The organism is Bradyrhizobium sp. USDA 4538, from assembly GCF_024171045.1.
Classification (GTDB): Bacteria; Pseudomonadota; Alphaproteobacteria; order Rhizobiales; family Xanthobacteraceae; genus Bradyrhizobium; species Bradyrhizobium australafricanum.
In genome coordinates this window covers 5,962,442-5,985,832 of sequence record NZ_JALJZE010000001.1, presented here as the reverse complement: position 1 = coordinate 5,985,832, position 23,391 = coordinate 5,962,442, and the positions used below count along the sequence as shown (strand labels likewise).

Sequence of the window (23,391 nt, the reverse complement as noted above, 5' to 3'; positions counted from 1 at the left end):
GAAATACGAAAGGCCGGGTGAAAGCCCGGCCCTTTTTGCATCTGGATCATTCACTTATGATTTAGTGCGTGTGTGCGGCTTGTGGAGGGCCGGTCACGACAGCAACCCGCCCAGGTCCACACCAGGCGCTCCGCAGAACCCTTGACTTGGATCAACGAAAAATCCGCGATCTCATCGCTTGCTATGACGCTCAAAAGCGATGAAGGTCGCGTGGGGAATATTACCCCTGCCCCGCAAGCAGGCGATTGAGCGCCAATTCCGCGTTCGGTCGCAGAGGGTCCAGCAGCCTAATGACAATTTGATTGGAGAGTTTCATGAGAACCTTCAACGCCGTGCTATTCGTACTTCTCGTTGCGCAATCGGCCTCGACACAGGCTGCGGATCTGAGCGGAGCCTGGACGATCGACGCCTCGGCCTGCAACCAGGTCTTCACCAAGGAGAACAACAAGCTCGCGTTCAAGAAAGATGCCGATCTCAACGCGGGAGGCTTGATCGTCCAGGGCAAGCAAATCACCGGCACGTTTCAAAAATGCACCGTCAAATCGCTGCATGATGACGGGCAGAATGTTCGCGTGATTGCGGCGTGCTCGGACGGCGTCGCGGTTTCGGACGTGTCATTCGACATAACACTCTCCGGAGAGAACAAGATCATACTCAGCTCCAAGGCACCGGTGCCCATCGAGACGCCGTATGTTCGCTGCTCGATGTGACATTCGGCGGCGACGGCTTGAGCAAGTAGCCCGGATGAGCGAAGCGATATCCGGGGTTTACCTGTCCCGCATATCGCTACGCTCATGCGGGCTACCGGACTATTCCTGAATCCTACGCCGTCGCCCCGACAGCTGCTTGCACACCGCCCCGCGCCCCCGCACCAAACGCAATCTCCTGATACCCTTTCTCCGCAACCCCGTTGATGATCCCCAAAAACTTCGGCGTGCCGCCGTTGTAGACGAAGTAGCGGACCGTCCCCTCCTCGTGGCCGGCGACGTTGGAGTTGTAGCCGGTGAACCACGACTTGGCTTTGCGCATCAGCATGATCTCGTACATCTTGACGACATGCGCGGTCCAGCGCTGCTGCGCTTCCAGGGTCGCGTCGGCGCGGGTCAGGCCGCGGTCCCACATGTATTGCAGCAGGTTGGTGCACCAGTTGACGCCGTTCTCGATGCCGCGCGGGAAGTTGGTCGACGCGGAAGCGCTTTGCGGGCCGGTCGGCATCAACAGGTTCGGGAAGCCGTGCACGAGCATGCCGAGAAAGGTCGACGGCGCGTGCTTCCACTTGTCGGCGAGGCGCTCGCCGCCGATGCCGCGGATATCGATCAGGTCGTAGGCGCCGGTGATGGCGTCGAAGCCGGTGGCGTAGACGATGATGTCGAAATCGTAGTCGCGCGCCGTGGTGCGGAGGCCTTTTTCGGTGACGCGCACCAGCGGCGTTTCGGAGAGATCGACGAGCTGCACATTGTCGCGATTGTACGCCTCGAAATATCGGGTCTCCAGCGGCAGGCGCTGCACGCCGAAGCCGTGATCCCGCGGGATCAGCTTCTCGGCGACATCAGGATCGTTCACGCGCCGGCGGATGCGGCCCGCGATATATTCGGACAGCTCCGCATTGGCGGCTTCGTCCATGAAGATCTCGCGGAAGTTCGCGAGCCAGATGCCGAAGCCGGGCTCGTCGTAGAGCCTATCCCACAGCTTAAGCCGCTCCTCGCGGCTCACCTCGTAGAAGCCGCGCTTGTCGGGCCCGTGCACAAAGCTGCCCGGCGTCAACGCGCAGGCCGCAAAAATCTCGTCATAGCGGGCGCGGATCTCGGCCATCTCCTGGGCGGAGATCGCAGAGTTGTTGAGCGGCGCGCTCCAGTTCGGCCGGCGCTGAAACACCGTGAGCTCGCCGACCTTGTCGGCGATCTCGCCGATCAGCTGGATGCCGGTCGCGCCGGTGCCGATCACCGCGACCTTCTTGCCCGCGAGATCGACGGGCTCGTGCGGCCAGTAATAGGTGTGGAACGAGTGGCCCTTGAAATCCTCGGTGCCTTCCACCCGCGGCATGGTCGGCGCGGACAGCAGCCCGATCGCGAGCACCACGAAGCGGCAGGTCAGTTCGCGGCCGTCACTAATCCTCAATTGCCAGAGATCGCGCGTCTCGTCGAACTGCATGGTCTCGACCTTGCAATTGAACTGCATGTGCTTGCGCAGGTCGAACTTGTCGGCGACGTAGTTGAGGTAGCGCAAATTCTCGGGCTGGCCGGAGAAGCGCTCCTTCCAGTGCCACTCGTCGAGCAGCTCGCGCGAGAACGAGAACCCGTAGGTATAGCTCTCGGAATCGAAGCGGCAGCCCGGATAGCGGTTCCAGTACCAGGTGCCGCCGAGATCGACCGCGGCTTCGAGCACGGTGGCGTCGATGCCGAGATCCGCCAGCCGCTTGATCTGGTAGATGCCGGCGACGCCGGCGCCGACCACGATCACCTCGTAATGGGTTTTCACCTCTCCTGTCATGTCCGCTCCCGAATTCTTCTTGATCTGTTTGAGCGGATTACAGACCCTTTTGCTCCTGCAAGCAACCGCGCGAGCGGGCACGACTTGCGTTGAGGCGCTGCATGCACCACATCGATCACTGCAATTTCACCGAGCGCAATCCGGGCAAGCGACATGACCGACAATCTCACCGGCGTCTGGGACGGCAGCTATGTTCAGCCGAGCGGCATGGTCACGTTCCTGGCGACGCTGATCGACGCCGGCGGCGCGCTCGGCGGCGGCGTGACCGAACCCTGCGTGATGCCGGGCTGTCCGATCAGCACGCACAATGCATCGCTTGCCGGTCATCGCTCCGGCAGCGCGGTGTCGTTCGTCAAACGTTACGAGCCGCCCGGCTACGGCTACAGCACCGTTCACTATGAAGGTGCCGTCAATGCCGATGCGACCGAGATCGACGGCCGCTGGAGCATTCGCGGCACAAGGTTCTCAGGGACGTTCCTGATGGTGCGTTCGACCGGACCGTCGCAAGCGGTCACGACGGAAGAAGAGATCAAGGAGCCGGTACGCTAGTTGCGTGGGGCTCTCTCCACGATATGACTCGCGGGCGAACCCCCACGCCAGCCCTCTCCCGCAAGCGGGAGAGGGAGCGCAGTGCCGATGCCGCTGATACCCGCGCCGCTCACCTGCCCTGAAGCAGCAGGCCAAGCGGCTTGAGCGGACCGACCGGAATCATCTCGAAGGCGAGAATCCCGCCGGCCGCGAGCGGCAGCGCGTTGATGGTCGTCTTGGCCTGCTCGACCGAATCGACGTTCATCAGAAACACCACGCCGGGCTTGTCGTCGCGAAACCAGAATTGCTCGATCTTGCCGTCGAGGTAGAGCCGCAGCGTGTCGGGGACTTCCTTCGGCATGATCTCCTTCCGCTGCTCGTCGGTGATGGGCTTGGCGGCCGATCCGATCGCGAAGACTTTCATGACTGTTCTCCTGTTTGGTCGAGGGTTGGTGCGAACGAACCGACGCCGCAATCCGCGCCGAGCCAGAGGCGGAAACGACAATTTTGATGCCGTTTACGCCAAGCCAGATGGAAGCCGATCATTGACGGAAATCGCGTTCTGTCAGTAATTTAGGCCGGCTTCTCGGTCACGTGCGGCGTCGTCCAGAGCGTTCGCGGAAAGAGGCTTAGCTCGGCAGCGGCCGGACGACGATTGTCGCAAGCGACAACTTTGAAGGCATTTACGCCAATGAATATCGCGATCCTCGCGCTCGAGGGACTTTGGGACACCGGGCTTACGGCCATGCTCGACGCCCTGTCCCTCGCCGACAAGTTTTCCAGGCTGCAAATGGGCGGCACGGTTCGCTTTGACGTTTCGGTCTACGGCATGCGCAAGAAGGTGCGCTCCGGCCAGGGCCTCGGGATTCCGGTCAAGACCGTCACGGCGGACGTCAAACCGGATTGGGTGGTCGTCCCTGCACTCAACACCGGACTGCCGGAGCAATTGGTGCCCGCGCTCGAGCGGCGCGACGTGAAGCAAGCCACGAAGCAACTCGTGCAGTGGCACGAACTCGGCGCGCGGATCGCCGCCTCCTGCATCGGTTCATTCATCGTGGCGGAGACCGGGCTGCTCGATCATCAGGACGCGACGACGACATGGTGGCTCGCGCCGCTCTTCCGGCAGCGTTACCCGCATGTCCGGCTCGATGAAGCGCGCATGCTCGTTCCTTCCGGCATCGGCGTCACCGCAGGTGCCGCGATGGGCCATCTCGATCTCGCGCTCTGGCTGATCCGGCAGGTGAGCCCCGAATTGGCGTCCGTCGTCTCGCGCTATCTGCTGGCCGACGTGCGCTCGTCGCAATCGGTCTTCATCATCCCGAACCATCTGGCGCAGGCCGATCCGCTGATCCAGCGCTTCGAGCGCTGGGCCCGCGAGCACCTCAGGGCCGGCTTCTCCTTGCAGGACGCGGCCGATGCGCTCGCGACCAGCCCGCGGACCCTGCAGCGCCGCTGCGAAGCGGTGCTCGGCAAATCACCACTGTCCTACTTCCAGGATCTTCGCGTCGAGCGCGCGCAATCGCTGTTGCATGGCAGCGGCCTCGACATCGAAGCGATCGCCGCCGAAGTCGGCTATGAAGACGGAGCCACGCTGCGAACGCTGCTGCGCGAGCGCTTGGGGAGAGGCGTCCGCGAACTTCGCGCCAATTTGCGATGAAGGTTTTGCGGGCGGCATGATGCAATCGTCCAATGCAAGGGCGATGGCCTGTAGCCCGGATGAGCGAAGCGACATCCGGGTTTGTTTCCGTCCGGCATATCGCTACGCTCATGCGGGCTACACCTCCCACTGATGCTCCATCCTGTGCTTTTGAATGCCCGCGAACAATTCCCACCGCCTCCCCGACCAGCTCCGCGCCAATCTGCGCCTGGTGTTCGTCGGCACCGCGGCCAGCACGCGGTCAGCCGCCGTCGGGCATTATTACGCGCATCCCGGCAACCGGTTCTGGCGTGCGCTGCATGAGGCCGGCATCACGCCGCGGCGCTATCGGCCGGACGAGTTCGCGGCGCTGCTCGCGCTCGGCATCGGCTTCACCGATCTCTCCAAGACCGGCGCCGGGATGGATCACGAAATCAACAGGCAGTCGTTCGATGTGGTGGGCTTCCGGACGAAGATCGAGACCTATCGGCCGAGGACCGTCGCCTTCACCAGCAGGAAGGCGGCGAACCTGTTCTACAACAGGCCGACCAGCGCGCTGGTGCTCGGTCGGCAGCCATCAGTGAACGGCTTTCCCGAAGTGTTCGTGCTGCCGTCGCCATCAGGCGCGGCCTCCGGGCATTGGAGTTTGCAGCCGTGGCGTGAGCTCGCCGAGTGGATCACGGAACCGTAGGATGGGTAGAGCCAACGGGTCCGCGCAAAGCGCGGCCCGATGACTCCGCGAAACCCATCATCTCTCCCGGCGCACCGAAGTCGATGGGTTTCGCTTCGCTCTACTCATCCTACGAAATCGCTACGATACCGAACGCTTATTCCTTCAACGTGATCGCAAGCCCGCTGAGGTCGACATTGGCCATCAGCCCGACCTGCTTGCCGCTCAGTTCGAGCACCGCGCCGTTCTGGTTGGTCAAGAGGATGCCGCGCACGCCGGCGCCGAGCGCAACACCCATGCCCGCCGCGGCATAGACGCCGTTGATATCCTGCGGACGGCGGATATTGCGCACCCGCCCCTGCAGCGTGGTCTGCGAGCCGCCGAACACGAGCCCATAGTCCAGCCCGCCGGCCGTGAGCCCATAGGTCTGGCCGTGGAAGGTCATGACGCCCTTGCCGGCGGAGCCGCCGAACACCCAGCCGCCCTTGAAGATCACGAGCGTCACCGCGCCCTCGTCAGCCAGGGCGGCGGACGTTCCGGTGAGCATCGCCAGCGCGAGCAGCGCGGCGCGGGCGACGGATGGCAATTTCATGGGGGATTCTCCGGACGAAGTGAGAGCGAATCGCGGCAATCCAGCCGACCGGCGGCATCGCTGAAATGCCGCGAAACATGCGGGATTGCGCTTGTTCCTGATGGTGCGGAGTCTATCATCGCCTCCGCAGCCGCGCGACCACTGGCGCATGCGCGCCCACCGCTTTGCCGGATCGCTGAGGAGTTTGCGCAACAGGGATCTGCATCGATGCACGATTTCACCCCACTTTCCGGCCTTGCCGGCGGCGCGCTGATCGGGCTTGCCGCGGCGCTCTTGATGCTGCTGACCGGGCGAATCGCCGGGGTCACCGGCATCGTCGGCGGCGCGCTGCAGGCCGATACCGCCGACCGTAGCGCCGATCGCTCCTGGCGCATCGCGTTCATCGCGGGACTGATCGGAGCGCCCCTGATTGCGGCGCTGTTCGGCGCGCCGCTGCCACGGCCGGCGATGAACGCGAGCCTTGTAGTGGTCACGATCGCGGGACTGCTGGTCGGGTTCGGCACAAGGATGGGCAATGGCTGCACCTCGGGCCACGGCGTCTGCGGCTTCGCGCGGCTGTCCGGCCGCTCGATCGTGGCAACATGCATCTTCATGCTGACGGCGATCGCGACGGTCGCAATCGTCAGGCACGGGATCGGAGGCTAAGCATGATCCGGAAAAGTGCGAAGCGGTTTTCCGAAAGGATCATGCTCAAACAAGGAGCGGTTTAGCGATGGCGGTGCTTGCCAGTTTTGCCTGCGGCCTGATCTTCGGCGCGGGCCTTCTGATCTCCGGCATGACCGATCCGCAGAAGGTGCTCGGCTTCCTCGATCTGTTTGGCGCGTGGGACGCGACGCTCGCCTTCGTGATGGCGGGCGCGGTTGCGGTCGCAGCAACCGGCTTCGCGATCGCCCGGCGGCGCGTCGCGCCCGCCTTCTCGGCGCGCTTCCTCTGGCCCGACCGCAGCGACATCGATGCGCCGCTGGTCGCCGGCGCCGTGCTGTTCGGCATCGGCTGGGGCCTCGTCGGCATCTGCCCAGGGCCGGCACTGGTCAATCTCGCCGGCCTCTCGCTACCGATCGTGGTCTTCGTCGTCGCGATGCTCGCAGGCATGATCGGCCAGAATCTCTTCGGCAGGAATCTTTGGCGCCGGCGTGCACCGGCGCCGCGCGCCATCGAAACTTCTTCCCTTCCATCTCGCGCAGACGGGTGACCCAATGACTGAAAAGACAACCATCAAGCACTTCCCCCCTCCGCCCGGCGTCCAGGCGCCGCCACTCTCGTTCGGCGCCCGCGTCGGCGATTTGTTGTTCATCTCCGGCATTCCCGGCTTTGACGCCAATCGCGAGCTGCCCGACGGCTTCGAGGCGCAGTTCGCCAATGTCGTGACCAATATCAAGCGCGTGCTGAGCGAGGCGGGCGCGACGATGCGCGATCTCGTCAAGGTCAACGTGCTGCTGACGCGCGCCAGCGACGTCGCGACGATGAACGCGCTGTATGCCGGCGCGTTCGGCCCCGCCCCCTACCCCGCACGCACCACCTGCGTGGTGGTGGCGCTGCCCAATCCGAAGATGCTGATCGAGATCGAGGGCGTGGCACACGTGAAGGGGTGATCTCTGGCTCTGTCATGCCGGAGCGTGCCACTTGGCGCGAGCCCTCAGGTGCGCAATTGCGCACCGGTTGAATCGAGGTCCATCTTCATCGTCGTCCTGGCGAAGGCCAGGACCCATTACCCCAAATCTCAATTGTCGCGCGACGCTGGGGCCGCGTTCCGGTTCACAAGCAAATTCGGTGGTTATGGGTCCTGGCCTTCGCCAGGACGACGATGTGGAGAGAGCTGACGCAAATCCGCGCTGCATTACGCCGGTTCAGTGAGCCCTCAAAACAACGACCCCTGCCCGTCGTCCTCCCGCACCGCCGCCTTTCTCGGCGCGGCCTTCTTCGGCTGCGGCGCGTCCTCCGCGGCGATTTCTTCCGCCGTCATCGGCAGCAGCAATTGCGCATCGTCATTGGCGACCGCGTTGACGCGCATCGTGACCTGGTGCCAGGCGAACTCGCCGACCTCGGGGCCCTTCAGCATCGGCATCACGTCGTCGACATCGTTCGGCAGGCAGTCGAGCCAGCGCGCGAATTGCTCGGGCCTGATCGTGACCGGCACGCGGTGATGCAATTGCGCGAGGTCGGGACTGGCCGGCGCAGTGACGATCGCGACCGTATCCTGCTCCTCGCCGTTCGGCCCCATCCAGGTCTCGGCAAGCGCGGCGAAGGCGAGCGGATGGCCGTCGCGGCGATGGATGAAGAACGGTCGCTTGCGGCCGCCGGCATCCTGCCATTCGTAATAGCCGTCGGCCGGGATCAGCGCCCGGCGCCGCTTGATCGCGTTCTTGAAGGCCGGCTTCTCACGCACCGTCTCGGAGCGAGCGTTGATCAGCAGCGAGAAGGTCCTGGGGTCCTTGACCCACGACGGGATCAGGCCCCAGCGCATCAACTGAAAATGCCGGCCGCCATTCTGCAGCAGCACCACCGGGATCGGCTGGGTCGGCGCAACATTATACCGTGGCGGAAAATTCGGCTGCTCGATATAGCCGAACATCTCGCGCAAGGCCGCCGGCGGCGAGGTAATGACAAAGCGTCCGCACATTTGCCGTCCAGAGTGGTATCCGTTTATTCTGCCTTAACTTGGACCGTTAAAGACTGCGATCAATGACCTCAACGGCCGCCATAGCGGGCTCTTCCCCGCGACCGACGTACCCCGACGAGGCGCGGGCGGCGCTGTTGCGCGCCGCCAACATCAATCCCCGCACCGGGCTCGCCACCGACTACCTCAATCACTTCAACGAAGCCATCATGCTGCTGGAGATGGTCCCGGACCTGCCGGAATGCGCCAGCGATTTCCTCGAATGGCAGCCGCTGTCCTATGCCGAGCATTTCACCGCGTCGAATTTCCGGGCACGCGATCTCGCGATCGAGGCCTATGAGACCGCGGACGCCGCAATCCGGGCCGAATTCGACCAGCTCACCGACAGCATGACGAAGATCCTGACCGAGGTCGGGGCGGCGATGCGGCAATTGCAGCAGGACAAGAGCCGGGTCGCGCTCGCCGAGCAGGCGATCGTCTGGGTCAAGCCGCTGGTGATGCAGACCGCCGGCATCATCAACGGCGCCGCAGAGGCCGATGTCGACAGCATCATGGCGGGCGCCTGAGATATCGGGCATGATGGTCTTCACAACCGGCTGCCAATCACCTTGACCTCTCCCGAACCTCCGATCCGCCCGCAGCTCGCCGTGTCAGGCGTGATTTTCCGCGACGACAAGGTGCTGCTGGTGCGCCGCGCCCGCTCGCCCGGCAAGGGCTTCTATTCGCTGCCCGGCGGCCGGGTCGAGTTCGGCGAATCGCTGCATACCGCCCTGCACCGGGAGATCGACGAGGAGACCGGCCTCAAGGTCGAGATCGTCGGCCTCGCCGGCTGGCGCGAGGTGCTGCCGACCGGCCCCGGCACCGGACACTATCTGATCATGACCTTCGCGGCGCGCTGGGCGTCCCGCGAGCCTCACCTGAACGACGAGCACGACGATTTCAAATGGCTGGCGCCGGAGGAGATCGGCGACCTCAAGGTCACCGGCGGCCTGCATGAGGTGATTGCGGCCGCCCGGCGGCTGGTTTGAGGCCCGTTTTAGCGGCTTTGGGGGGCTCGGCCGCCTTGCCTCGGGCGCATTGAGGGGGCATACCACGGCCATTCCGGAACCCCGATGATCAAAGCCTTTCTCGCCGTTGTGATCCTGTTGTCGGCATGCCTTGCGACGCCCGCCCGGGCGCAGGACGCGGCTGCGCCGTTCGACGGCGATTTGCAGCGGCTGGCCGAGATCCTCGGCGCCCTGCACTATCTGCGCGGCATCTGCGGCTCCAACGAGGGCGCCAAATGGCGCAACGAAATGCAGGCGCTGATCGATGCCGAGACCCCCTCCGGCGACCGCCGCGCCCGCATGATCGCAGGCTTCAACCGCGGCTATAACGGCTTCCAGCAGACCTACCGGACCTGCACGCCCGCGGCCACCGTGGCGATCCGCCGCTACATCGAGGAGGGCTCGAAAATCTCGCGCGACCTGACGGCCCGCTATGCCAACTGAACGGGCGATCTTCTTCGACCTCGACGGCACCCTGACCGACCCGAAGCCCGGCATCACCGGCTCGATCCAGTACGCGCTGGAAAAGCTCGGCCGGCCGGTTCCCTCGCAGGATGAACTGACCTGGTGCATCGGGCCGCCGCTCAGGGCGAGCTTTGCGATGCTGCTCGGCGGCGAGGAGCTCGCGGACCGCGCGGTCGCGCTCTACCGCGAGAGATTCGGAGATGTCGGGCTGTTCGAGAACGCGGTCTATCCCGACATCGCGGAGGTTCTGGCCGAGCTGCGCCGGGCACCGGGCCGGATGTTCGTCGCGACCTCGAAGCCGCATGTGTTCGCGACGCGGATCATCGCGCATTTCGGCCTCGGCGGCTATTTCGACCACGTGTTCGGCTCGGAGTTCGACGGAACCCGGGTCAACAAGGTCGACCTGCTCACCTATGCGCTGGCGCAGACCGGGGCCGATCCGGCCAAATCCCTGATGATCGGCGATCGCAGCCACGACGTGATCGGGGCGAATCGAAACGGCATCCGGGCGGTCGGCGTCACCTATGGCTACGGCACGCCCGAGGAGCTGACCGAGGCCGGCGCCAGCCATCTGTGCGCCACGCCGCGCGCGGTGCTGGACCATATCCACAGCTCATTCGGCTGATCGCGGCCCGGATATCCGGAATTCCCCTTTAAATGCCGGGGCCGCCGTTAACCTTTTCGAAAGATGTGGGCTAGGCGGTACCTGCATGCGTGATACATCTCGCACGTCGCAGTGGTTCGCTCCTCGGACCGCGCGCAGTCAATTTGCAGAGTTTCATGCGCCATCCAGCGTCCTTCCCCCATCACCAAGACCCGCGACCCGACCACGAGCAGAAGCAGGCCGCGCTGGGCTACCTGAACGAGGCTTGGGCTGAAGCGCGTCACGACGGCGTCGATGGCGACTGCCTCGCGCAGGCGAGCCTGTTTGCGGCGCTCGCCGAGCTCGTCGGCACCTATGGCGAGGACGCGGTGGCGAAATTTGCCGAGGGCCTCGCCGCGCGCGTGCGCAACGGCGAGTTCTCGCTGGCATTGGCCAAGCAGTAAAACGATAGCGTTTTCGAGCGAAGTGGGTCGCCGGTTCGCATCAAGAAAACGCGTCAAACGCGAACCTACTGCTTCAGCGTCTCGAGGAACCGAACCGGCTCGCCGGTCGATGGCGTCGTGACTTCGCCCTGCCACATCACCCGCCGGCCGCGCACGAAGGTGCCGACCGGCCAGCCCTGCACCCGCACGCCGTCATAAGGCGTCCAGGCGGCGCGCGAGGCGATCCATTTGTTGGTGATGGTCTCGCTGCGCTTCAGGTCGACGATTGTGAAGTCGGCATCGTAACCGGCCGCGATGCGGCCCTTGCAGGCGATGTTGAACAGGCGCGCAGGCCCCGCGCTGGTGAGATCGACGAAGCGAGCCAGCGACAGCCGCCCGGCATTGACGTGATCGAGCATCAGCGGCACCAGCGTCTGCACGCCGGTCATGCCCGACGGCGAGGCCGGATAGGTCTTGGCCTTCTCCTCCAGCGTATGCGGCGCGTGATCCGAGCCGAGCACGTCGATGATGCCCTGCTCGATACCGTACCAGATGCCGGCGCGGTGATCGGCCGAGCGCACCGGCGGGTTCATCTGGGCCAGTGTGCCGAGCCGCTCGTAGCACTCCGGCGCGGCCATGGTGAGGTGGTGCGGCGTCGCCTCGCAGGAGGCGACATCCTTGTGGTCGCGCAGGTACAGAATCTCTTCCTTGGTCGAGATGTGCAGCACGTGGATGCGCTTGCCGGTCTCGCGCGCGAGATTGACCAGGCGCTCGGTCGCCATCAGCGCCGCGGTCTCGTCGCGCCACACCGGATGCGAGCGAGCATCGCCCTCGATCCGCAGCGGCTTGCGCTCGTTGAGACGGTATTCGTCCTCGGCGTGGAACGCAGCGCGGCGCCGGATCACCTGGAAGATCCGCCGCAGGCTCTCGTCGTCCTCGACCAGCAGCGCGCCGGTGGAGGAGCCGATGAACACCTTGACGCCGGCGCAGCCCGGGGCGCGCTCGAGCTCCGGCAGATCCTGCACGTTCTCGCGGGTGCCGCCGATGAAGAACGCGAAATCGCAATGCATGCGATGGCGGCCGCGCTTGATCTTGTCGGTGAAGGCCGCTTCGGTGACCGTCAGCGGATTGGTGTTCGGCATCTCGAACACGGCGGTGACCCCGCCCATCACCGCGCTGCGCGAGCCGGTCTCGAGGTCTTCCTTCTGGGTCAACCCGGGCTCGCGGAAATGCACCTGGGTGTCCATCACGCCGGGCAGGATGTGCAGGCCCTTGCAGTCGATCACCTCGCCGGCCGAGGCCTGACTGAGTGAGCCGATCGCGGCGATGCGTCCGCCCGCGATACCGATATCGCGCACGCCCTCGCCGTCCTGATTGACCACGGTGCCGGATTTTAGAATGGTGTCAAAATGCTGATTCATCGGTCCTCGACGCCCGCTTTCGGCTGTCGCGCGGGCCTTGTTCGGCGCACTCTAGCGCCTTAGCTTGGCAGGGGATATCGCGGCCTGCGCGTTTCCCAAGGAACTTGGAAAAAGAGCCAATTTTGCGAATGAAAGCAGCGTTTCTTCCAGATCGGGGCGTGGTCAAGGTCTCTGGCGAGGACGCCCGCAACTTCCTCAACGGCCTCATCACCGCCGACATGGCCGAGTTGCGCGCGGGACAGGCCCGGTTCGGCGCGCTGCTGACGCCGCAAGGCAAGATCATCGTCGATTTCCTGATCACCGAGATACCCTCAGGTCATGGCGGCGGCTTCCTGATCGACGCGCCGCGTGCGCTCGCCAAGGGACTTGCCGACAAGCTCGGCTTCTACAAGCTGCGCGCCAAGGTCGTGGTCGAGAACCTGTCCGACGGCCTCGGTGTGCTGGCAGCCTGGGATGGCGAGCCGGCGGCGACGCCGGATCTCGCGTTCGCCGATCCGCGCAACGCAGCGCTCGGCTGGCGCATCCTGATCCCGGAAGATTTGAAGCAGAAGCTCGCTGAGCTGATCGGTGCCGATCTCGTCGACTCCAGCGCCTACGAGGCGCATCGGATCGCTACCGGCGTGCCGCGCGGCGGGCTCGACTTCATGTATGGCGACGCCTTCCCGCACGAGACCAATATGGATCGCCTCAACGGCGTCGATTTCGACAAGGGCTGCTATGTCGGCCAGGAGGTGGTGTCGCGCATGCAGCATCGCGGCACGGCGCGCACCCGCACGGTGAAGATCGTCCTCGACGGCCCCGCGCCCGAAGCCGGCGCTACCATCCTGGCTGGCGACAAGCAGGTCGGCACCATCGGCTCAACCGCCGGCGAGAAAGGTCTCGCGCTGGTCCGCATCGACCGCGTCGCCGATGCGCTCGACGCCGGCCTGCCGCTGACCGCGGGCGGGCTGTCGCTTCACCTCGCCGAACCTGACGCCGTCCGCATCACACCCAAGCAGACCGTCGCATGAGCCGTACCGCGCAACTGCACCCCGACGGCAAGACACGCTGCCCTTGGCCGGGCGAGGATGCGTTCTACGTCGCCTATCACGACAATGAATGGGGCGTGCCGGAATATGACGACCGCGCGCTCTATGAAAAGCTGATCCTCGACGGCTTCCAGGCCGGTCTGTCCTGGATCACGATCCTGCGCAAGCGCGAGAACTTCCGCAAAGCCTTCGACGATTTCCAGCCCGAGAAGATCGCGCGCTACAACGCCAAGAAGGTGCACGCGCTGATGAACGACGCCGGCATCGTCCGTAACCGCGCCAAGATCGAAGGCGCGGTCGCGAGTGCGAAGGGCTATCTGGAGATCATGGAGAAAGGCCCCGGCTTCTCGAATTTCCTGTGGGACTTCGTCGACGGCAAGCCGAAGGTCAATCAATTCAAGACCACCGCGAGCGTGCCGGCCTCGACGCCGGTCTCGATCAAGGTCTCCAAGGAGCTCGGCGCGCGCGGCTTCAAGTTCGTCGGTCCCACCATCGTCTACGCCTTCATGCAGGCGACCGGCATGGTCAACGATCACCTCGTGACCTGCTTCTGCCACGAGAGCTGCAGCGGCAAGCTCCGCACACCGCGACTCAAGAAGAAATGACGGCGCGCAAATCGACGGAGACAACCCGCGCCTGGCAGCGGATGTTGTCGGGACGCCGGCTGGACCTGCTCGACCCGTCGCCGCTCGATATCGAAATCGTCGACATCGCGCATGGACTGGCGCGGGTTGCGCGCTGGAACGGCCAGACCAGCGGGGCGCACATCTTCTCGGTGGCCCAGCACACGCTGCTGGTCGAAGCCGTGATGCGCCAGCAGATGCCGCGCGTCGACATCCGCCATCGTCTCGCCGCGCTGCTGCACGACGCACCGGAATATGTCATCGGCGACATGATCTCGCCGTTCAAGGCGGTGCTGTCAGGCGAATACAAAGCGGTGGAGAAACGGCTGCTCGGCGCGATCCATATCCGCTTCGGCCTGCCCGCCGTGCTGGCGGACGAGATCACCCAGCAGATCAAGGCCGCCGATCGCGGCGCCGCCTATCTCGAGGCGACGCATCTGGCGGGATTTTCGCAAGCCGAGGCCAAGCGGCTGTTCGGCCGCGATCCGGAACTGCCCGAAGCAACCGAGCGCGACTATCTGACGCCATGGACCGCAGCGCGGGCCGAAAAGCAGTTTCTCGAGCGATTCAAGGCGTTGCACGCCTCGTAGGGCGGCACCGCAAAACGTGCCGTCGGTTGCGCCGCAAAACGACGAATCGGCATGGCACCCCCGCCTTTGCCCGTTCGGGTGCAGCCGTTATAGTCCGGCACCCCCGATAGAAGGATCATCATGCTTCACGTCTGCTCGCTTGCCGCACTCTCCGACACGGTTCGCGCCACCGGCGCCAGCCATGTGCTGACCGTGATGGCCAATGTCGACCAGGTGCAGCGGCCGCCTTCCGTGCTGCCGGCCAACCACCTGAAAGTGTCGATGGACGACATCATCGAACAGATGGACGGCTTCGTTGCGCCCAACGAGTCGCATATCGAGAAGGTGCTGAGCTTCGTGCGCGGCTGGGATCGCCAAGCACCGATGGTGGTGCATTGCTACGCCGGCATCAGCCGCTCGACCGCGAGCGCATTCGCGACGGTCTGCGCCCTCAACCCGCACCGCGACGAAATGTCCATCGCCCGGATGATCCGCGAGGCCTCGCCGATCGCGGCTCCCAACCGGCTGATCGTCAGCCTCGCCGACAAGGCGCTGGGACGCGAGGGCCGGATGCTGCGTGCACTCGACGCGATGGGTCCCGGCAGCATGAGCGTCGAAGGCCGGCCCTTCCGCATCGATCTGGACTAAGCGCGGCCGGTCACGCCCGATCGCTTGAACTTCCGGTCCTCCTCACTGCACTACTAGGTTGCGACGGGCCGCCGGCTGGCCAAGTCCGGCGCGTCCTGCCGGAGGCCCAATGTTCGATTCGCCGTTCGACTTCCTGACGCTCGTCCTCGCCATCGTCGCGATCATTTTCGCGCGCAAGGCGCTGGGCCGGATCGACCTGCTGCAGCGCCGCCTGGATGCGATCGAGGCCGCGGGCGGCGCCGCCGCGCGGACGGCCATGCCGCCGCCGCTGACTCCGCTGCAGGAGTTCGAGCAGACGCCGCCGACGGCGCCTTCCGTCGCGCCGCCACCGCTCCCGGAGGCGGCTCCCGGCGAACCGGCCGCGCAGACCGAGCCAGCGGACGCGCCAGGCGCCGCACCGCCACCCCTGCCGGAGCCGCCAGCTCCGCCGCAGCCGGCTCCCGGCTTCGAGGAGACGCTCGGCACACGCTGGGTGGTGTGGATCGGCGGCCTGACGCTCGCGCTCGGCGGCTTCTTCATGGTGCGCTATTCGATCGAGGCCGGTTTGCTTGGCCCCGGCGTTCGCACGATGCTCGGCGGATTGTTTGCGCTGGCGCTGCTCGGCGCCGGTGAATGGACCAGGCGCCAGGAAAGCATCTCCAACATCGCGGCGCTGCCGATCGCCAACATCCCGGCGATCCTCACCGCCGCCGGCACCGCGGTGGCATTCGCTACCGTCTACGCCGCCTACGCGCTGTATGACTTCCTCGCCCCGGCAACCGCCTTCATCCTGCTCGGCATGGTCGCGCTCGGGACGCTGGCGGCCGCGCTGCTGCACGGACCCGCGCTGGCCGGGCTCGGCATCGTCGGCGCCTTCGTCACGCCGCTCCTGGTGTCGTCAGACAAACCCGACTTCTGGTCGCTCTACGTCTACCTCGCCATCGTCACGGCGGCGGCGTTCGGCCTCGCCCGGATCCGGCTGTGGCGCTGGCTCGCGGTCACGACGATCGCCTTCGCGCTGCTGTGGACCTTCCCTTGCTTGCAATGCGGGCCTGAGATGATCGCGCCCCATGTCTTCCACGTCATCGCAGGCTTCGTGCTGGCGGCGCTGCTCGTGGTCTGCGGCTTCATGTTCGGTCCCGACGGCGACGGCGAGGAGATCGAGCCGATCTCCTCGGGTTCGCTCGCGGCCTATCTGCTTGGCGCGATGCTGATCGTGCTCAACAGCGCCCACGCCGACACCGCGATGATCGGCTTTGCGCTGCTGACAGCCGCAAGCCTGCTTGTCGCCTGGCGCGCGCCGGCTGCTACCCGTGCGATCGGCGCCGCGTCGATCTTCGTGTTCATTGTGTTCGGCGAATGGGCCGTCCGCCGCAACGTCGACATGCTGGTGCTGCCGGGCGGTGCGATCCCCGGCATCGGCCCGTCCGCGACCGACGGCTCGGTCTCGCTGCATCTCGTCACCGCGGCGCTGTTCGCAGCCGCCTTCGGCATCGCCGGTTTCCTCGCGCAATTCCGTTTTACCACCACGAAGGTCACGGTGACCTGGGCCGCGGCGGCGGTGTTCACGCCGGTCGCGCTGCTGGTCGCGCTCTATGCACGCATCGCGCATCTCGACCGCTCGATCCCGTTCGCGGTCCTCGCCGTGCTGCTGGCGGCGGCCTACGCAGCCGCGACCGAGGTGCTGACCCGGCGCGACGAGCGGCCGGAGCTGTCGCCTTCGATTGCGTTGTCCGCCACCGGCGCCCTCGCCTCGCTGGCGCTGGCGCTGACCTTCGCGCTCGACAAGGGCTGGCTCACCATCGCGCTCGCGCTGGTGTCGATGGGCACGGCGTGGCTGTCGGTGCAGCGGCCGATTCCGTTCCTGCGCTGGCTTGCCGCGATCCTGGCCGGCATCGTCGTGCTGCGCATCGGCTATGAGCCGCGGATCGCGGGCGACGCCGTCGGCACCACGCCGATCTTCAACTGGCTGCTGTGGGGCTATGGCGTGCCGGCGCTGTCATTCTGGGCGGCAAGCCATTTCCTGCGCCGCAGCGGCGACGACGTCCCGCTGCGCATCGTCGAATCCGCCGCGATCCTGTTCACGGTGCTGCTTGCCTTCATGGAGATCCGCCACGCGGTCAATAGCGGCGATGTCTATTATGCCAGCGCCGGGCTGACCGAGGTCGCGCTGCAGGTCGGCGTGACGCTTGCGATGGCGATCGGGCTGGAGCGGCTACGCCTGCGCAGCGGCAGCATCGTGCACAATGTCGGCGCGATCCTGCTGACCGCGTTCGCCGGGCTTGCCAGCCTGTTCGGACTGCTGGCGCTGGAGAACCCGATGCTATGGTGGCAGGACGTCGGCGGCAGCTTCATCAACCTGCTGCTGCTCGGCTACGCGCTGCCGGCGGTGCTGGCGCTGCTGCTGTCCTATGCGGTGGCGGGCCATCGTCCTGCCGGCTATGCCAACACGATCGCCGCCGGCGCGCTGGTCCTTGCGCTCGCTTACGTCACGTTCGAGATTCGCAGGCTCTATCACGGACCGGTGCTGACGCGCGGCGAGACCACGGGCGCGGAGCAATACACCTATTCGATCGCCTGGCTGATGTTCGGCGTCGCGCTGCTCGGCATCGGCATCGTCGTCAACTCGCAGCGGGCGCGGCTCGCGTCGGCTGCGGTGATCGGGCTGACGATTCTGAAAGCCTTCCTGATCGACATGTCGACGCTCACGGGTGTCTACCGGGCGCTGTCGTTCATGTGCCTTGGCATCGTGCTGGTCGCGATCGGCTGGCTGTATCAGCGGATCCTGTTTCGCAGGCGAACCGCTCCGCCGCTCGCGCAAGCTGAGGGTTAGGACTTGCCGTCCTGAAGGACAGCTTCAGTCGACGGACTCGGCGACCAGTCGAATCCTGAACACGGGTTTTCTGCCCTCGTCGAGCAGCTCCATGTGCCATTCGCTGTTCTGTTTCAGATTGCGCGAAATGCTGCCGAGGAAATTTCCGCAGACCTTGGTCATCTCGGCCCAGGCCACGTCGCGGCTTTCAAACTCCGTCGCGTGGTCGGATGCACCAGCGTAATCGCCATCACTAATTCGAAAAAAATATTGCGCCATATGACTACTCAAAATCAGAGTCCCCAATGTCCCGCCTCACGGCGAACGCCAGGTATTGAGTAGCGAGCAAGGCGTGGCGACCGCCATCCGTATGACTACGGCTTGGCGGCGCTATTCCCGCTAGCGCGCAGATGAAAGGTTAGTCGGTGGAGCGGCGCAATTCCGGCGCGCTCTCGACCTTGGCGGGCTCGGCCTTGACCGGCTCGAGCTTCGCGCTTCCGACCTGCGGCGTCTCAACGCGCGACACTTCGGTCTGCGAGGCATCCGCGGATCGGGTGCGCGGATGCAGCGAGCGCGGACGCGCCGCCGCGCGCGCCATCAGCATCTGCTGGCCGCCCTGATGATGGAAATCGCAATAGGCAAAGCCCATGCCGGAAACCGAGCCGCGGAACGAGCGGTCGTCCTGCTTGTCGAGATTAAAGCACGGTTCGAACGGAATGCCCTTCAGCGACGCGCAAACGCTCTGACCGCGGATCTGCAGCGTGTTGCCGGGCAGGCGCAGGTGACGGATCGGCCCCGAGCCGGAGAACTGGACCGAGCCTGCCGCGCCCAGATCGTCGAGGATGCGGCCGGCACCGCGGGTGCCATCGAAACAGGTGAACGCGAACACCTTGCCGGCGACGAATCTGCGGGCCTCATCGGCGTTCATCATGCCCGCGAATGCCGGCACGACCATTGCTCCGGCCGTGACGGCCCCCAACACCAAACGCGCAAGCATGAGCTACTCCACTGACGAGCGCGGGCACTCGCTCCTTGTTGCGCATGACCCCCGCACCAACGCTTTTCGACGTCTGCGCGAGGAAACCCGGCCCCCCGGGATCATGCCGCAAGTCTCTTTACCCGCTGCTTACCATACCAACAGTGGCAACATTGGAGCAGCTTGGTTGGTAAAGTCTGAACGTCCTCAGACTATTTTTACCACGATGCGGCCCCGGACCTGGCCACCGAGGATTTTCGCGCCAAAGCCCATGACTTCGTCCAGGGCGATTTCGTGAGTGATATCAGCCAGTTTTGCCTTATCCAGATCGCTGGCAAGGCGGCGCCAGGCGGTCCTCCGCAGTTCGATCGGACACATCACCGAATCGATGCCGAGAAGGCACACGCCCCGCAAAATGAAGGGCGCGACCGAAGACGGCAGATCCATACCGGCCGCCAGACCGCAGGCCGCGATGGCTCCGCCATACTTCGTCATCGACAGCAGGTTAGCGAGCGTGGTCGACCCGACGCTGTCGACGCCGCCGGCCCAGCGCTCCTTCGCCAGCGCCTTCGGCGCACCTGACAGTTCGGCGCGGTCGATCACCTCGGTGGCGCCGAGACCCTTGAGATAGTCGGTCTCCGACATCCGCCCGGTCGACGCGATGACGTGGTAACCGAGCTTCGACAGCACGGCGATCGCCACCGAGCCGACGCCGCCGGCGGCACCCGTGACCACCACGGGGCCGCTCTTCGGGGTGAGACCATGCTTCTCCAGCGCCAGCACCGAGAGCATCGCGGTATAGCCGGCGGTACCGACCGCCATCGCATCGCGGGCCGAGATGCCGTCGGGCAGCCGCACCAGCCAGTCGCCCTTGACGCGGGCCTTTTCAGCGTAGGCGCCGAGATGGGTCTCGCCCATGCCCCAGCCGTTGCAGACGACCTTGTCGCCCGCCTTCCAGTCCGGATGGCTGGATTGCTCGACCGTGCCGGCGAAATCGATGCCGGCGATCATCGGGAACCGGCGCACCACCGGTGCCTTGCCAGTCAGTGCGAGGCCGTCCTTGTAGTTCAGTGTCGACCACTCGACGCGGACGGTGACGTCGCCGTCCATCAGCTCGGCTTCGTCGAATTGGGTGAGCGCGGCGGTGGTACCCTTGTCCGCCTTGTCGATCCTGATTGCCTTGAACGTTGCCACGATGTGCACTCCCCGTAATCTTGGTTTCGGGGAAATGGTTTACCCCATCAGGCAGGCTGCGCAACCGGGCGGACGACGGGCTTTTCGACGATCGGCAGGTTGATCAGCGCGGACAGCACGCCAAACAGCACCGACAGCCACCAGATCGGGGTGTAGGAACCGTACTGCTCGAACACGATGCCGCCGAGCCAGACTCCGAGGAAGCCGCCGACCTGATGGCTGACGAAGGCGAAGCCGTACAGCGTCGCAAACCAGCGCGTGCCGAACATCAGCGCCACCAGCGCCGAAGTCGGCGGCACCGTGGAGAGCCAGGTCAGGCCGGAGATCGCGCCGAACGCGATCGCCGAGAAGGTCGTGATCGGGAACGAGATGAAGGCGATGATCGACAGCGCGCGGGTGAAGTAGATCACCGACAGGATGTAGCGCTTCGGGAAGACGTTCTGCAGCCAGCCGACGCTGAGCGAGCCCACGATGTTGAACAGGCCGATCGCCGCGATCACCCAGCCGCCGGTCGATGCCGGAATGCCGCGGTCAGCGAGATAGGCCGGCAGATGCACTGTGATGAAGGCGAGCTGGAAGCCGCAGGTGAAGAAGCCGAGCACCAGCAGCACATAGGAGCGATGGCCGAATGCCTCCGCCAGCGCGGTCTTGAACGACTGCTGATCGGCCGGCGCGGCGTCATTCGTCTCCGCCGGCGGCGTCGAGAGCGCCAGCGACAACGGCAGGATCAGCAGCATCAGTGCGCCGAATACGAGGAGCGCGGTCTGCCAGCCGAAATTGTCGATCATCGCGACGCCGAACGGCGCGAACAGGAATTGGCCGAACGAGCCCGCGGCGGTGCCGGCGCCGAGCGCGATGCCGCGCTGCGCGGGCGGCAGCAGCTTGCTGAACGCCGACAGCACCAGGTTGAACGATGAGCCCGACAGGCCGAAGCCGATCAAGACGCCGGCGCCAAGGTTGAGCGAGAGCGGCGTCGCCGAGTAACGCATCAGGAGCAGGCCCGCGGCGTAAAGCAGTGCGCCGACGACCATCACACGCAGCAGCCCGAAGCGGTCGGCAATCGCGCCGGCGATCGGCTGGCCGAGCCCCCACAACAGGTTCTGCAGCGCCAGCGCGAGGCCGAACACGTCGCGGCCCCAGGTGAATTCATGGCTCATCGGCTGCACGAAGAAGCCGAGGCTGGAGCGCGGCCCGAAGCTCAGCAGCGCAATCGCGCAGCCACAGACGATGATGACAAGCGGCGTGCGCCACGTGCCCGACGTCGGTCGAAGATCCCCGGTGGTAACGGCCATCTTGTCTTCCCCCGCAACTGCTGCGCGGGGAGCCGCCCCGCCGAACGTTACGGGGAGTTAATGCAGGTGCATGAAAACCCCAAGAGGGGCCGGAGAAAAATATTCGCCTGCAGGGCTGCTCTGCAGAATCGGAGAGGATGATGACCGTCATTCCGGGGCACGCCGGCCGCGGAACGGGAGGCAGAAGGCCCTATCGCCGGGCGCTGGCCTGCTCGGCCGAGCTCTGGGCGGCCTCGGCGAGCTGCGCCGAGATCTTGGCGGTCTCGGCCGGGTTGCCCCAGCTCGGCGCGTCGCTGCCGTCGCCCCAGGCGCGCGGGCGATAGAAGGTGTGGACGCCGAACTTGTACATCTTCTTCATCTCGCTGACCCAGGACGGCCGCACCCAGTAGGCGTGGTAGTGGGTCGAGCGGTCGACTTCCGGCAGCCACAATTCGCCGTCGAGCATCGCCTTCGCGATCTTCCTGGCGCGATCCCACATGTCGGGCTCGCGGACGACGTCGGGGACGTTGTCGCAGGCGAACGTGAACTGACAGGCGTAATGGCGATTCTTGTTCTGGTAGACCACGCCGCACACCGTCTCCGGATATTTGCCGGAGAAGGCGCGGTTCAGCACCACCTGGGCGACCGCGATCTGGCCACGCACCGCTTCGCCGCGGGCTTCGAAATAGACCGCCTCGGCGAGGCACTTCTCCGACTTGGCGCGCGACTTCTCGTCGAACAGGCCGAGCCGCTCCGCCGGCGTCTTGGTGTGCTGGTCGTCGGCATTGACCTCGCCCTTCGGCGCGATGCTCTCGCCCATCTCGCCGGCCTTGACCGGACCGTCGGCATCGACCGGCAGTGACGCCATCACCTTCATGTCGGGATCGGGCGATGCTGCCGGCGTCACGACAACCGGCGCCTCGCCGGGCTGCCAGCGCTCGAGGTTCTCCGGCGTGCCGAGCGACGAGCCGAAGAACAGGCTGGCGGTCTGGAATGCGAACGGGTCGCGCTCGCGCGCCGCATCGGCGGGCGCAGCTACCGGCTTCGCGGGCGCGGGCTTCAGATCGTCGAGCGGGCTGGCCTCGAGCGAGAGCGACACGTCGTTCTGCTGCGGCGACGGCTTGGCATATTGCGGCAAGGGCGGCGCGCGCAGCGCCTCCTGCAATTCAGGATCGAGCGGCGCGCTGTCGGCCGGTGCGGTCGCGGTCTTCATGCCCTTGACCGACGAATTCGATGTCGCCGGATCCTCGTTCGCCGGCGCCGTATTTGCAGGCTCCGCCGGTTCGACCTGATCGGGCCGCCGGACGACGAGGCGATCGCCCTTCATGGTGCGATCGACCTTGGGAAAATCGGATGCCTGGTAGCGCGGCGGCGGGGCCGTGATCGGATTGCGCGTCACCGTTCCGGTGATGTCGAGGTTCGAACTGTCCAGTCTTGCGAGCAGGATTTGCGGGGCTTGCGGCGCGGACGTGCCGATCGGACGGCCGAAGCTGTAGGTCGCGACCTGGATGGAGCCGACGGCGGAGGCGAAGACGCGCTTCTGCCAGCGCTCGGCGACGCCGGGCTGCCGGGCCAGGAGCGAGGCAATATCCTGATATCCGATCTCGGTCGGCATCAGTGCGAAGATGCCAAGACCGAGACCGAAGAGCGCGAGACGTGCGCCCTTCGGCTGGTTACGCGACACAAACATCGTACGCTCACGCAACGCTTACTGAGTGCAATCGAACGCGGTACATCCGCGCAATTCGACCTTTCTCGTTGCTAAACCGTTTAGGTTGCCGCGGAGTTAATCGGCGTTGC

The 23,391-nt window shown here is 65.4% G+C and carries 27 protein-coding genes; 17 read left to right on the top strand and 10 right to left on the bottom strand.

The genetic code is table 11. The annotated features are described in order from the left end of the window. Positions 1-314 precede the first annotated feature (314 nt). Entirely contained in the window at positions 315-710 is a 396-nt protein-coding gene (locus tag J2R78_RS27115) for a hypothetical protein (protein WP_253607510.1), read from the top strand. 112 nt (positions 711-822) lie between these two features. Here the strand turns inward: J2R78_RS27115 and J2R78_RS27110 are convergent, their stop codons facing one another. Next, entirely contained in the window at positions 823-2,490 is a 1,668-nt protein-coding gene (locus J2R78_RS27110) for an NAD(P)/FAD-dependent oxidoreductase (RefSeq protein ID WP_253607509.1), read from the bottom strand. Between the two features lie 153 nt (positions 2,491-2,643). On the opposite strand from J2R78_RS27110, the gene J2R78_RS27105 reads away from it, so the two are divergent. Beyond that, positions 2,644-3,039, top strand: coding sequence for a hypothetical protein (locus J2R78_RS27105; RefSeq protein WP_253607508.1), 396 nt, complete (start codon positions 2,644-2,646; stop codon positions 3,037-3,039). Between the two features lie 109 nt (positions 3,040-3,148). Here J2R78_RS27105 and J2R78_RS27100 read toward each other — a convergent pair whose 3' ends face one another. Then, a complete protein-coding gene (locus tag J2R78_RS27100) occupies positions 3,149-3,442 on the bottom strand; it encodes a hypothetical protein (RefSeq protein WP_253607507.1) in 294 nt (97 codons plus the stop codon). A 267-nt stretch (positions 3,443-3,709) separates the two neighbouring features. On the opposite strand from J2R78_RS27100, the gene J2R78_RS27095 reads away from it, so the two are divergent. Together J2R78_RS27095 and J2R78_RS27090 are read left to right on the top strand one after the other, a co-directional pair. Beyond that, on the top strand, positions 3,710-4,675 hold the full coding sequence (locus J2R78_RS27095) for a GlxA family transcriptional regulator (RefSeq protein WP_253607506.1): 966 nt from the start codon (positions 3,710-3,712) through the stop codon (positions 4,673-4,675). Positions 4,676-4,829: 154 nt separating this feature from the next. Then, positions 4,830-5,345 (top strand): mismatch-specific DNA-glycosylase, encoded by a 516-nt coding sequence (locus J2R78_RS27090; protein ID WP_253607505.1) that lies wholly within the window; start codon positions 4,830-4,832, stop codon positions 5,343-5,345. A 136-nt stretch (positions 5,346-5,481) separates the two neighbouring features. Here the strand turns inward: J2R78_RS27090 and J2R78_RS27085 are convergent, their stop codons facing one another. Beyond that, positions 5,482-5,916, bottom strand: a complete 435-nt coding sequence (locus J2R78_RS27085; RefSeq protein WP_028332611.1) for a hypothetical protein — start codon at positions 5,914-5,916, stop codon at positions 5,482-5,484. Between the two features lie 207 nt (positions 5,917-6,123). Here J2R78_RS27085 and J2R78_RS27080 point away from each other — a divergent pair, with 207 nt between their 5' ends. From J2R78_RS27080 to J2R78_RS27070, 3 genes are all read left to right on the top strand, one after another. Continuing rightward, positions 6,124-6,561 (top strand): YeeE/YedE family protein, encoded by a 438-nt coding sequence (locus J2R78_RS27080; protein WP_253607504.1) that lies wholly within the window; start codon positions 6,124-6,126, stop codon positions 6,559-6,561. 67 nt (positions 6,562-6,628) lie between these two features. Beyond that, positions 6,629-7,108 carry a DUF6691 family protein gene (locus tag J2R78_RS27075; protein ID WP_253607503.1) on the top strand — a complete coding sequence of 160 codons (480 nt, stop codon included), beginning with the start codon at positions 6,629-6,631 and terminating at the stop codon, positions 7,106-7,108. 4 nt (positions 7,109-7,112) lie between these two features. Further along, positions 7,113-7,508 (top strand): RidA family protein, encoded by a 396-nt coding sequence (locus J2R78_RS27070; protein ID WP_076824036.1) that lies wholly within the window; start codon positions 7,113-7,115, stop codon positions 7,506-7,508. Between the two features lie 266 nt (positions 7,509-7,774). Here J2R78_RS27070 and J2R78_RS27065 read toward each other — a convergent pair whose 3' ends face one another. Then, positions 7,775-8,536: an SOS response-associated peptidase gene (locus tag J2R78_RS27065; protein WP_253607502.1), complete on the bottom strand. Its 762-nt coding sequence runs from the start codon at positions 8,534-8,536 to the stop codon at positions 7,775-7,777. A gap of 62 nt (positions 8,537-8,598) precedes the next feature. Here J2R78_RS27065 and J2R78_RS27060 point away from each other — a divergent pair, with 62 nt between their 5' ends. From J2R78_RS27060 to J2R78_RS27040, 5 genes are all read left to right on the top strand, one after another. Continuing rightward, positions 8,599-9,099, top strand: coding sequence for a hypothetical protein (locus J2R78_RS27060; protein WP_092087731.1), 501 nt, complete (start codon positions 8,599-8,601; stop codon positions 9,097-9,099). A 42-nt stretch (positions 9,100-9,141) separates the two neighbouring features. Continuing rightward, positions 9,142-9,561: an NUDIX hydrolase gene (locus J2R78_RS27055; RefSeq protein ID WP_057014939.1), complete on the top strand. Its 420-nt coding sequence runs from the start codon at positions 9,142-9,144 to the stop codon at positions 9,559-9,561. Between the two features lie 84 nt (positions 9,562-9,645). Then, positions 9,646-10,023: a TIGR02301 family protein gene (locus J2R78_RS27050; protein WP_076824032.1), complete on the top strand. Its 378-nt coding sequence runs from the start codon at positions 9,646-9,648 to the stop codon at positions 10,021-10,023. Then, positions 10,013-10,669 carry an HAD family hydrolase gene (locus tag J2R78_RS27045; RefSeq protein ID WP_057014937.1) on the top strand — a complete coding sequence of 219 codons (657 nt, stop codon included), beginning with the start codon at positions 10,013-10,015 and terminating at the stop codon, positions 10,667-10,669. The genes J2R78_RS27050 and J2R78_RS27045 overlap by 11 nt, the downstream gene beginning before the upstream one ends. A 155-nt stretch (positions 10,670-10,824) precedes the next feature. Beyond that, complete coding sequence (locus J2R78_RS27040) at positions 10,825-11,091, top strand: hypothetical protein (protein WP_253607501.1); 267 nt, start codon at positions 10,825-10,827, stop codon at positions 11,089-11,091. A 65-nt stretch (positions 11,092-11,156) separates the two neighbouring features. Here J2R78_RS27040 and J2R78_RS27035 read toward each other — a convergent pair whose 3' ends face one another. Beyond that, on the bottom strand, positions 11,157-12,491 hold the full coding sequence (locus J2R78_RS27035; RefSeq protein ID WP_253607499.1) for a dihydroorotase: 1,335 nt from the start codon (positions 12,489-12,491) through the stop codon (positions 11,157-11,159). On the opposite strand from J2R78_RS27035, the gene J2R78_RS27030 reads away from it, so the two are divergent. The 5 genes from J2R78_RS27030 to J2R78_RS27010 all read left to right on the top strand — a co-directional run bounded on the left by J2R78_RS27030 (position 12,461) and on the right by J2R78_RS27010 (position 18,171). Then, complete coding sequence (locus J2R78_RS27030) at positions 12,461-13,501, top strand: YgfZ/GcvT domain-containing protein (protein ID WP_375167138.1); 1,041 nt, start codon at positions 12,461-12,463, stop codon at positions 13,499-13,501. The two genes, J2R78_RS27035 and J2R78_RS27030, sit on opposite strands and share 31 nt — an antisense overlap. Next, the gene (locus J2R78_RS27025) at positions 13,498-14,124 is read left to right on the top strand and encodes a DNA-3-methyladenine glycosylase I (protein ID WP_057014934.1); all 627 of its coding nucleotides are present in this window, start codon (positions 13,498-13,500) and stop codon (positions 14,122-14,124) included. The genes J2R78_RS27030 and J2R78_RS27025 overlap by 4 nt, the downstream gene beginning before the upstream one ends. Further along, positions 14,121-14,732, top strand: a complete 612-nt coding sequence (locus tag J2R78_RS27020; protein WP_057014933.1) for a YfbR-like 5'-deoxynucleotidase — start codon at positions 14,121-14,123, stop codon at positions 14,730-14,732. The genes J2R78_RS27025 and J2R78_RS27020 overlap by 4 nt, the downstream gene beginning before the upstream one ends. Before the next feature lie 120 nt (positions 14,733-14,852). Beyond that, a complete protein-coding gene (locus J2R78_RS27015) occupies positions 14,853-15,359 on the top strand; it encodes a tyrosine phosphatase family protein (protein WP_028332625.1) in 507 nt (168 codons plus the stop codon). 109 nt (positions 15,360-15,468) lie between these two features. Further along, the gene (locus J2R78_RS27010; protein ID WP_253607497.1) at positions 15,469-18,171 is read left to right on the top strand and encodes a DUF2339 domain-containing protein; all 2,703 of its coding nucleotides are present in this window, start codon (positions 15,469-15,471) and stop codon (positions 18,169-18,171) included. Between the two features lie 24 nt (positions 18,172-18,195). On the opposite strand, the gene J2R78_RS27005 is transcribed toward J2R78_RS27010, so the two are convergent. From J2R78_RS27005 to J2R78_RS26985, 5 genes are all read right to left on the bottom strand, one after another. Further along, positions 18,196-18,429, bottom strand: coding sequence for a DUF6894 family protein (locus tag J2R78_RS27005; protein ID WP_016844381.1), 234 nt, complete (start codon positions 18,427-18,429; stop codon positions 18,196-18,198). A gap of 139 nt (positions 18,430-18,568) precedes the next feature. Then, entirely contained in the window at positions 18,569-19,147 is a 579-nt protein-coding gene (locus J2R78_RS27000; protein ID WP_028332627.1) for a hypothetical protein, read from the bottom strand. Positions 19,148-19,333: 186 nt separating this feature from the next. After that, positions 19,334-20,320: an MDR family oxidoreductase gene (locus J2R78_RS26995; RefSeq protein WP_026193152.1), complete on the bottom strand. Its 987-nt coding sequence runs from the start codon at positions 20,318-20,320 to the stop codon at positions 19,334-19,336. 47 nt (positions 20,321-20,367) lie between these two features. Then, positions 20,368-21,612 carry an MFS transporter gene (locus tag J2R78_RS26990; RefSeq protein ID WP_028343717.1) on the bottom strand — a complete coding sequence of 415 codons (1,245 nt, stop codon included), beginning with the start codon at positions 21,610-21,612 and terminating at the stop codon, positions 20,368-20,370. A gap of 190 nt (positions 21,613-21,802) precedes the next feature. Then, on the bottom strand, positions 21,803-23,281 hold the full coding sequence (locus J2R78_RS26985; RefSeq protein WP_253607495.1) for a cell wall hydrolase: 1,479 nt from the start codon (positions 23,279-23,281) through the stop codon (positions 21,803-21,805). Between the last annotated feature and the right edge of the window lie 110 nt (positions 23,282-23,391).

Excerpts from the sequence above, each read along its gene's own strand:
- J2R78_RS27070 (WP_076824036.1), top strand. The coding sequence starts at position 7,113 with ATGACTGAAAAGACAACCATCAAGCACTTCCCCCCTCCGCCCGGCGTC.
- J2R78_RS27080 (WP_253607504.1), top strand. The coding sequence starts at position 6,124 with ATGCACGATTTCACCCCACTTTCCGGCCTTGCCGGCGGCGCGCTGATC.
- J2R78_RS27045 (WP_057014937.1), top strand. The coding sequence starts at position 10,013 with ATGCCAACTGAACGGGCGATCTTCTTCGACCTCGACGGCACCCTGACC.
- J2R78_RS26990 (WP_028343717.1), bottom strand. The coding sequence starts at position 21,612 with ATGGCCGTTACCACCGGGGATCTTCGACCGACGTCGGGCACGTGGCGC.
- J2R78_RS27060 (WP_092087731.1), top strand. The coding sequence starts at position 8,599 with ATGACCTCAACGGCCGCCATAGCGGGCTCTTCCCCGCGACCGACGTAC.
- J2R78_RS27000 (WP_028332627.1), bottom strand. The coding sequence starts at position 19,147 with ATGCTTGCGCGTTTGGTGTTGGGGGCCGTCACGGCCGGAGCAATGGTC.
- J2R78_RS27075 (WP_253607503.1), top strand. The coding sequence starts at position 6,629 with ATGGCGGTGCTTGCCAGTTTTGCCTGCGGCCTGATCTTCGGCGCGGGC.
- J2R78_RS26985 (WP_253607495.1), bottom strand. The coding sequence starts at position 23,281 with ATGTTTGTGTCGCGTAACCAGCCGAAGGGCGCACGTCTCGCGCTCTTC.
- J2R78_RS27105 (WP_253607508.1), top strand. The coding sequence starts at position 2,644 with ATGACCGACAATCTCACCGGCGTCTGGGACGGCAGCTATGTTCAGCCG.
- J2R78_RS27100 (WP_253607507.1), bottom strand. The coding sequence starts at position 3,442 with ATGAAAGTCTTCGCGATCGGATCGGCCGCCAAGCCCATCACCGACGAG.
- J2R78_RS27015 (WP_028332625.1), top strand. The coding sequence starts at position 14,853 with ATGCTTCACGTCTGCTCGCTTGCCGCACTCTCCGACACGGTTCGCGCC.
- J2R78_RS27025 (WP_057014934.1), top strand. The coding sequence starts at position 13,498 with ATGAGCCGTACCGCGCAACTGCACCCCGACGGCAAGACACGCTGCCCT.
- J2R78_RS27005 (WP_016844381.1), bottom strand. The coding sequence starts at position 18,429 with ATGGCGCAATATTTTTTTCGAATTAGTGATGGCGATTACGCTGGTGCA.
- J2R78_RS27095 (WP_253607506.1), top strand. The coding sequence starts at position 3,710 with ATGAATATCGCGATCCTCGCGCTCGAGGGACTTTGGGACACCGGGCTT.
- J2R78_RS27085 (WP_028332611.1), bottom strand. The coding sequence starts at position 5,916 with ATGAAATTGCCATCCGTCGCCCGCGCCGCGCTGCTCGCGCTGGCGATG.
- J2R78_RS27035 (WP_253607499.1), bottom strand. The coding sequence starts at position 12,491 with ATGAATCAGCATTTTGACACCATTCTAAAATCCGGCACCGTGGTCAAT.
- J2R78_RS27020 (WP_057014933.1), top strand. The coding sequence starts at position 14,121 with ATGACGGCGCGCAAATCGACGGAGACAACCCGCGCCTGGCAGCGGATG.
- J2R78_RS27115 (WP_253607510.1), top strand. The coding sequence starts at position 315 with ATGAGAACCTTCAACGCCGTGCTATTCGTACTTCTCGTTGCGCAATCG.
- J2R78_RS27050 (WP_076824032.1), top strand. The coding sequence starts at position 9,646 with ATGATCAAAGCCTTTCTCGCCGTTGTGATCCTGTTGTCGGCATGCCTT.
- J2R78_RS27010 (WP_253607497.1), top strand. The coding sequence starts at position 15,469 with ATGTTCGATTCGCCGTTCGACTTCCTGACGCTCGTCCTCGCCATCGTC.
- J2R78_RS27040 (WP_253607501.1), top strand. The coding sequence starts at position 10,825 with ATGCGCCATCCAGCGTCCTTCCCCCATCACCAAGACCCGCGACCCGAC.
- J2R78_RS27110 (WP_253607509.1), bottom strand. The coding sequence starts at position 2,490 with ATGACAGGAGAGGTGAAAACCCATTACGAGGTGATCGTGGTCGGCGCC.
- J2R78_RS27065 (WP_253607502.1), bottom strand. The coding sequence starts at position 8,536 with ATGTGCGGACGCTTTGTCATTACCTCGCCGCCGGCGGCCTTGCGCGAG.
- J2R78_RS27090 (WP_253607505.1), top strand. The coding sequence starts at position 4,830 with ATGCCCGCGAACAATTCCCACCGCCTCCCCGACCAGCTCCGCGCCAAT.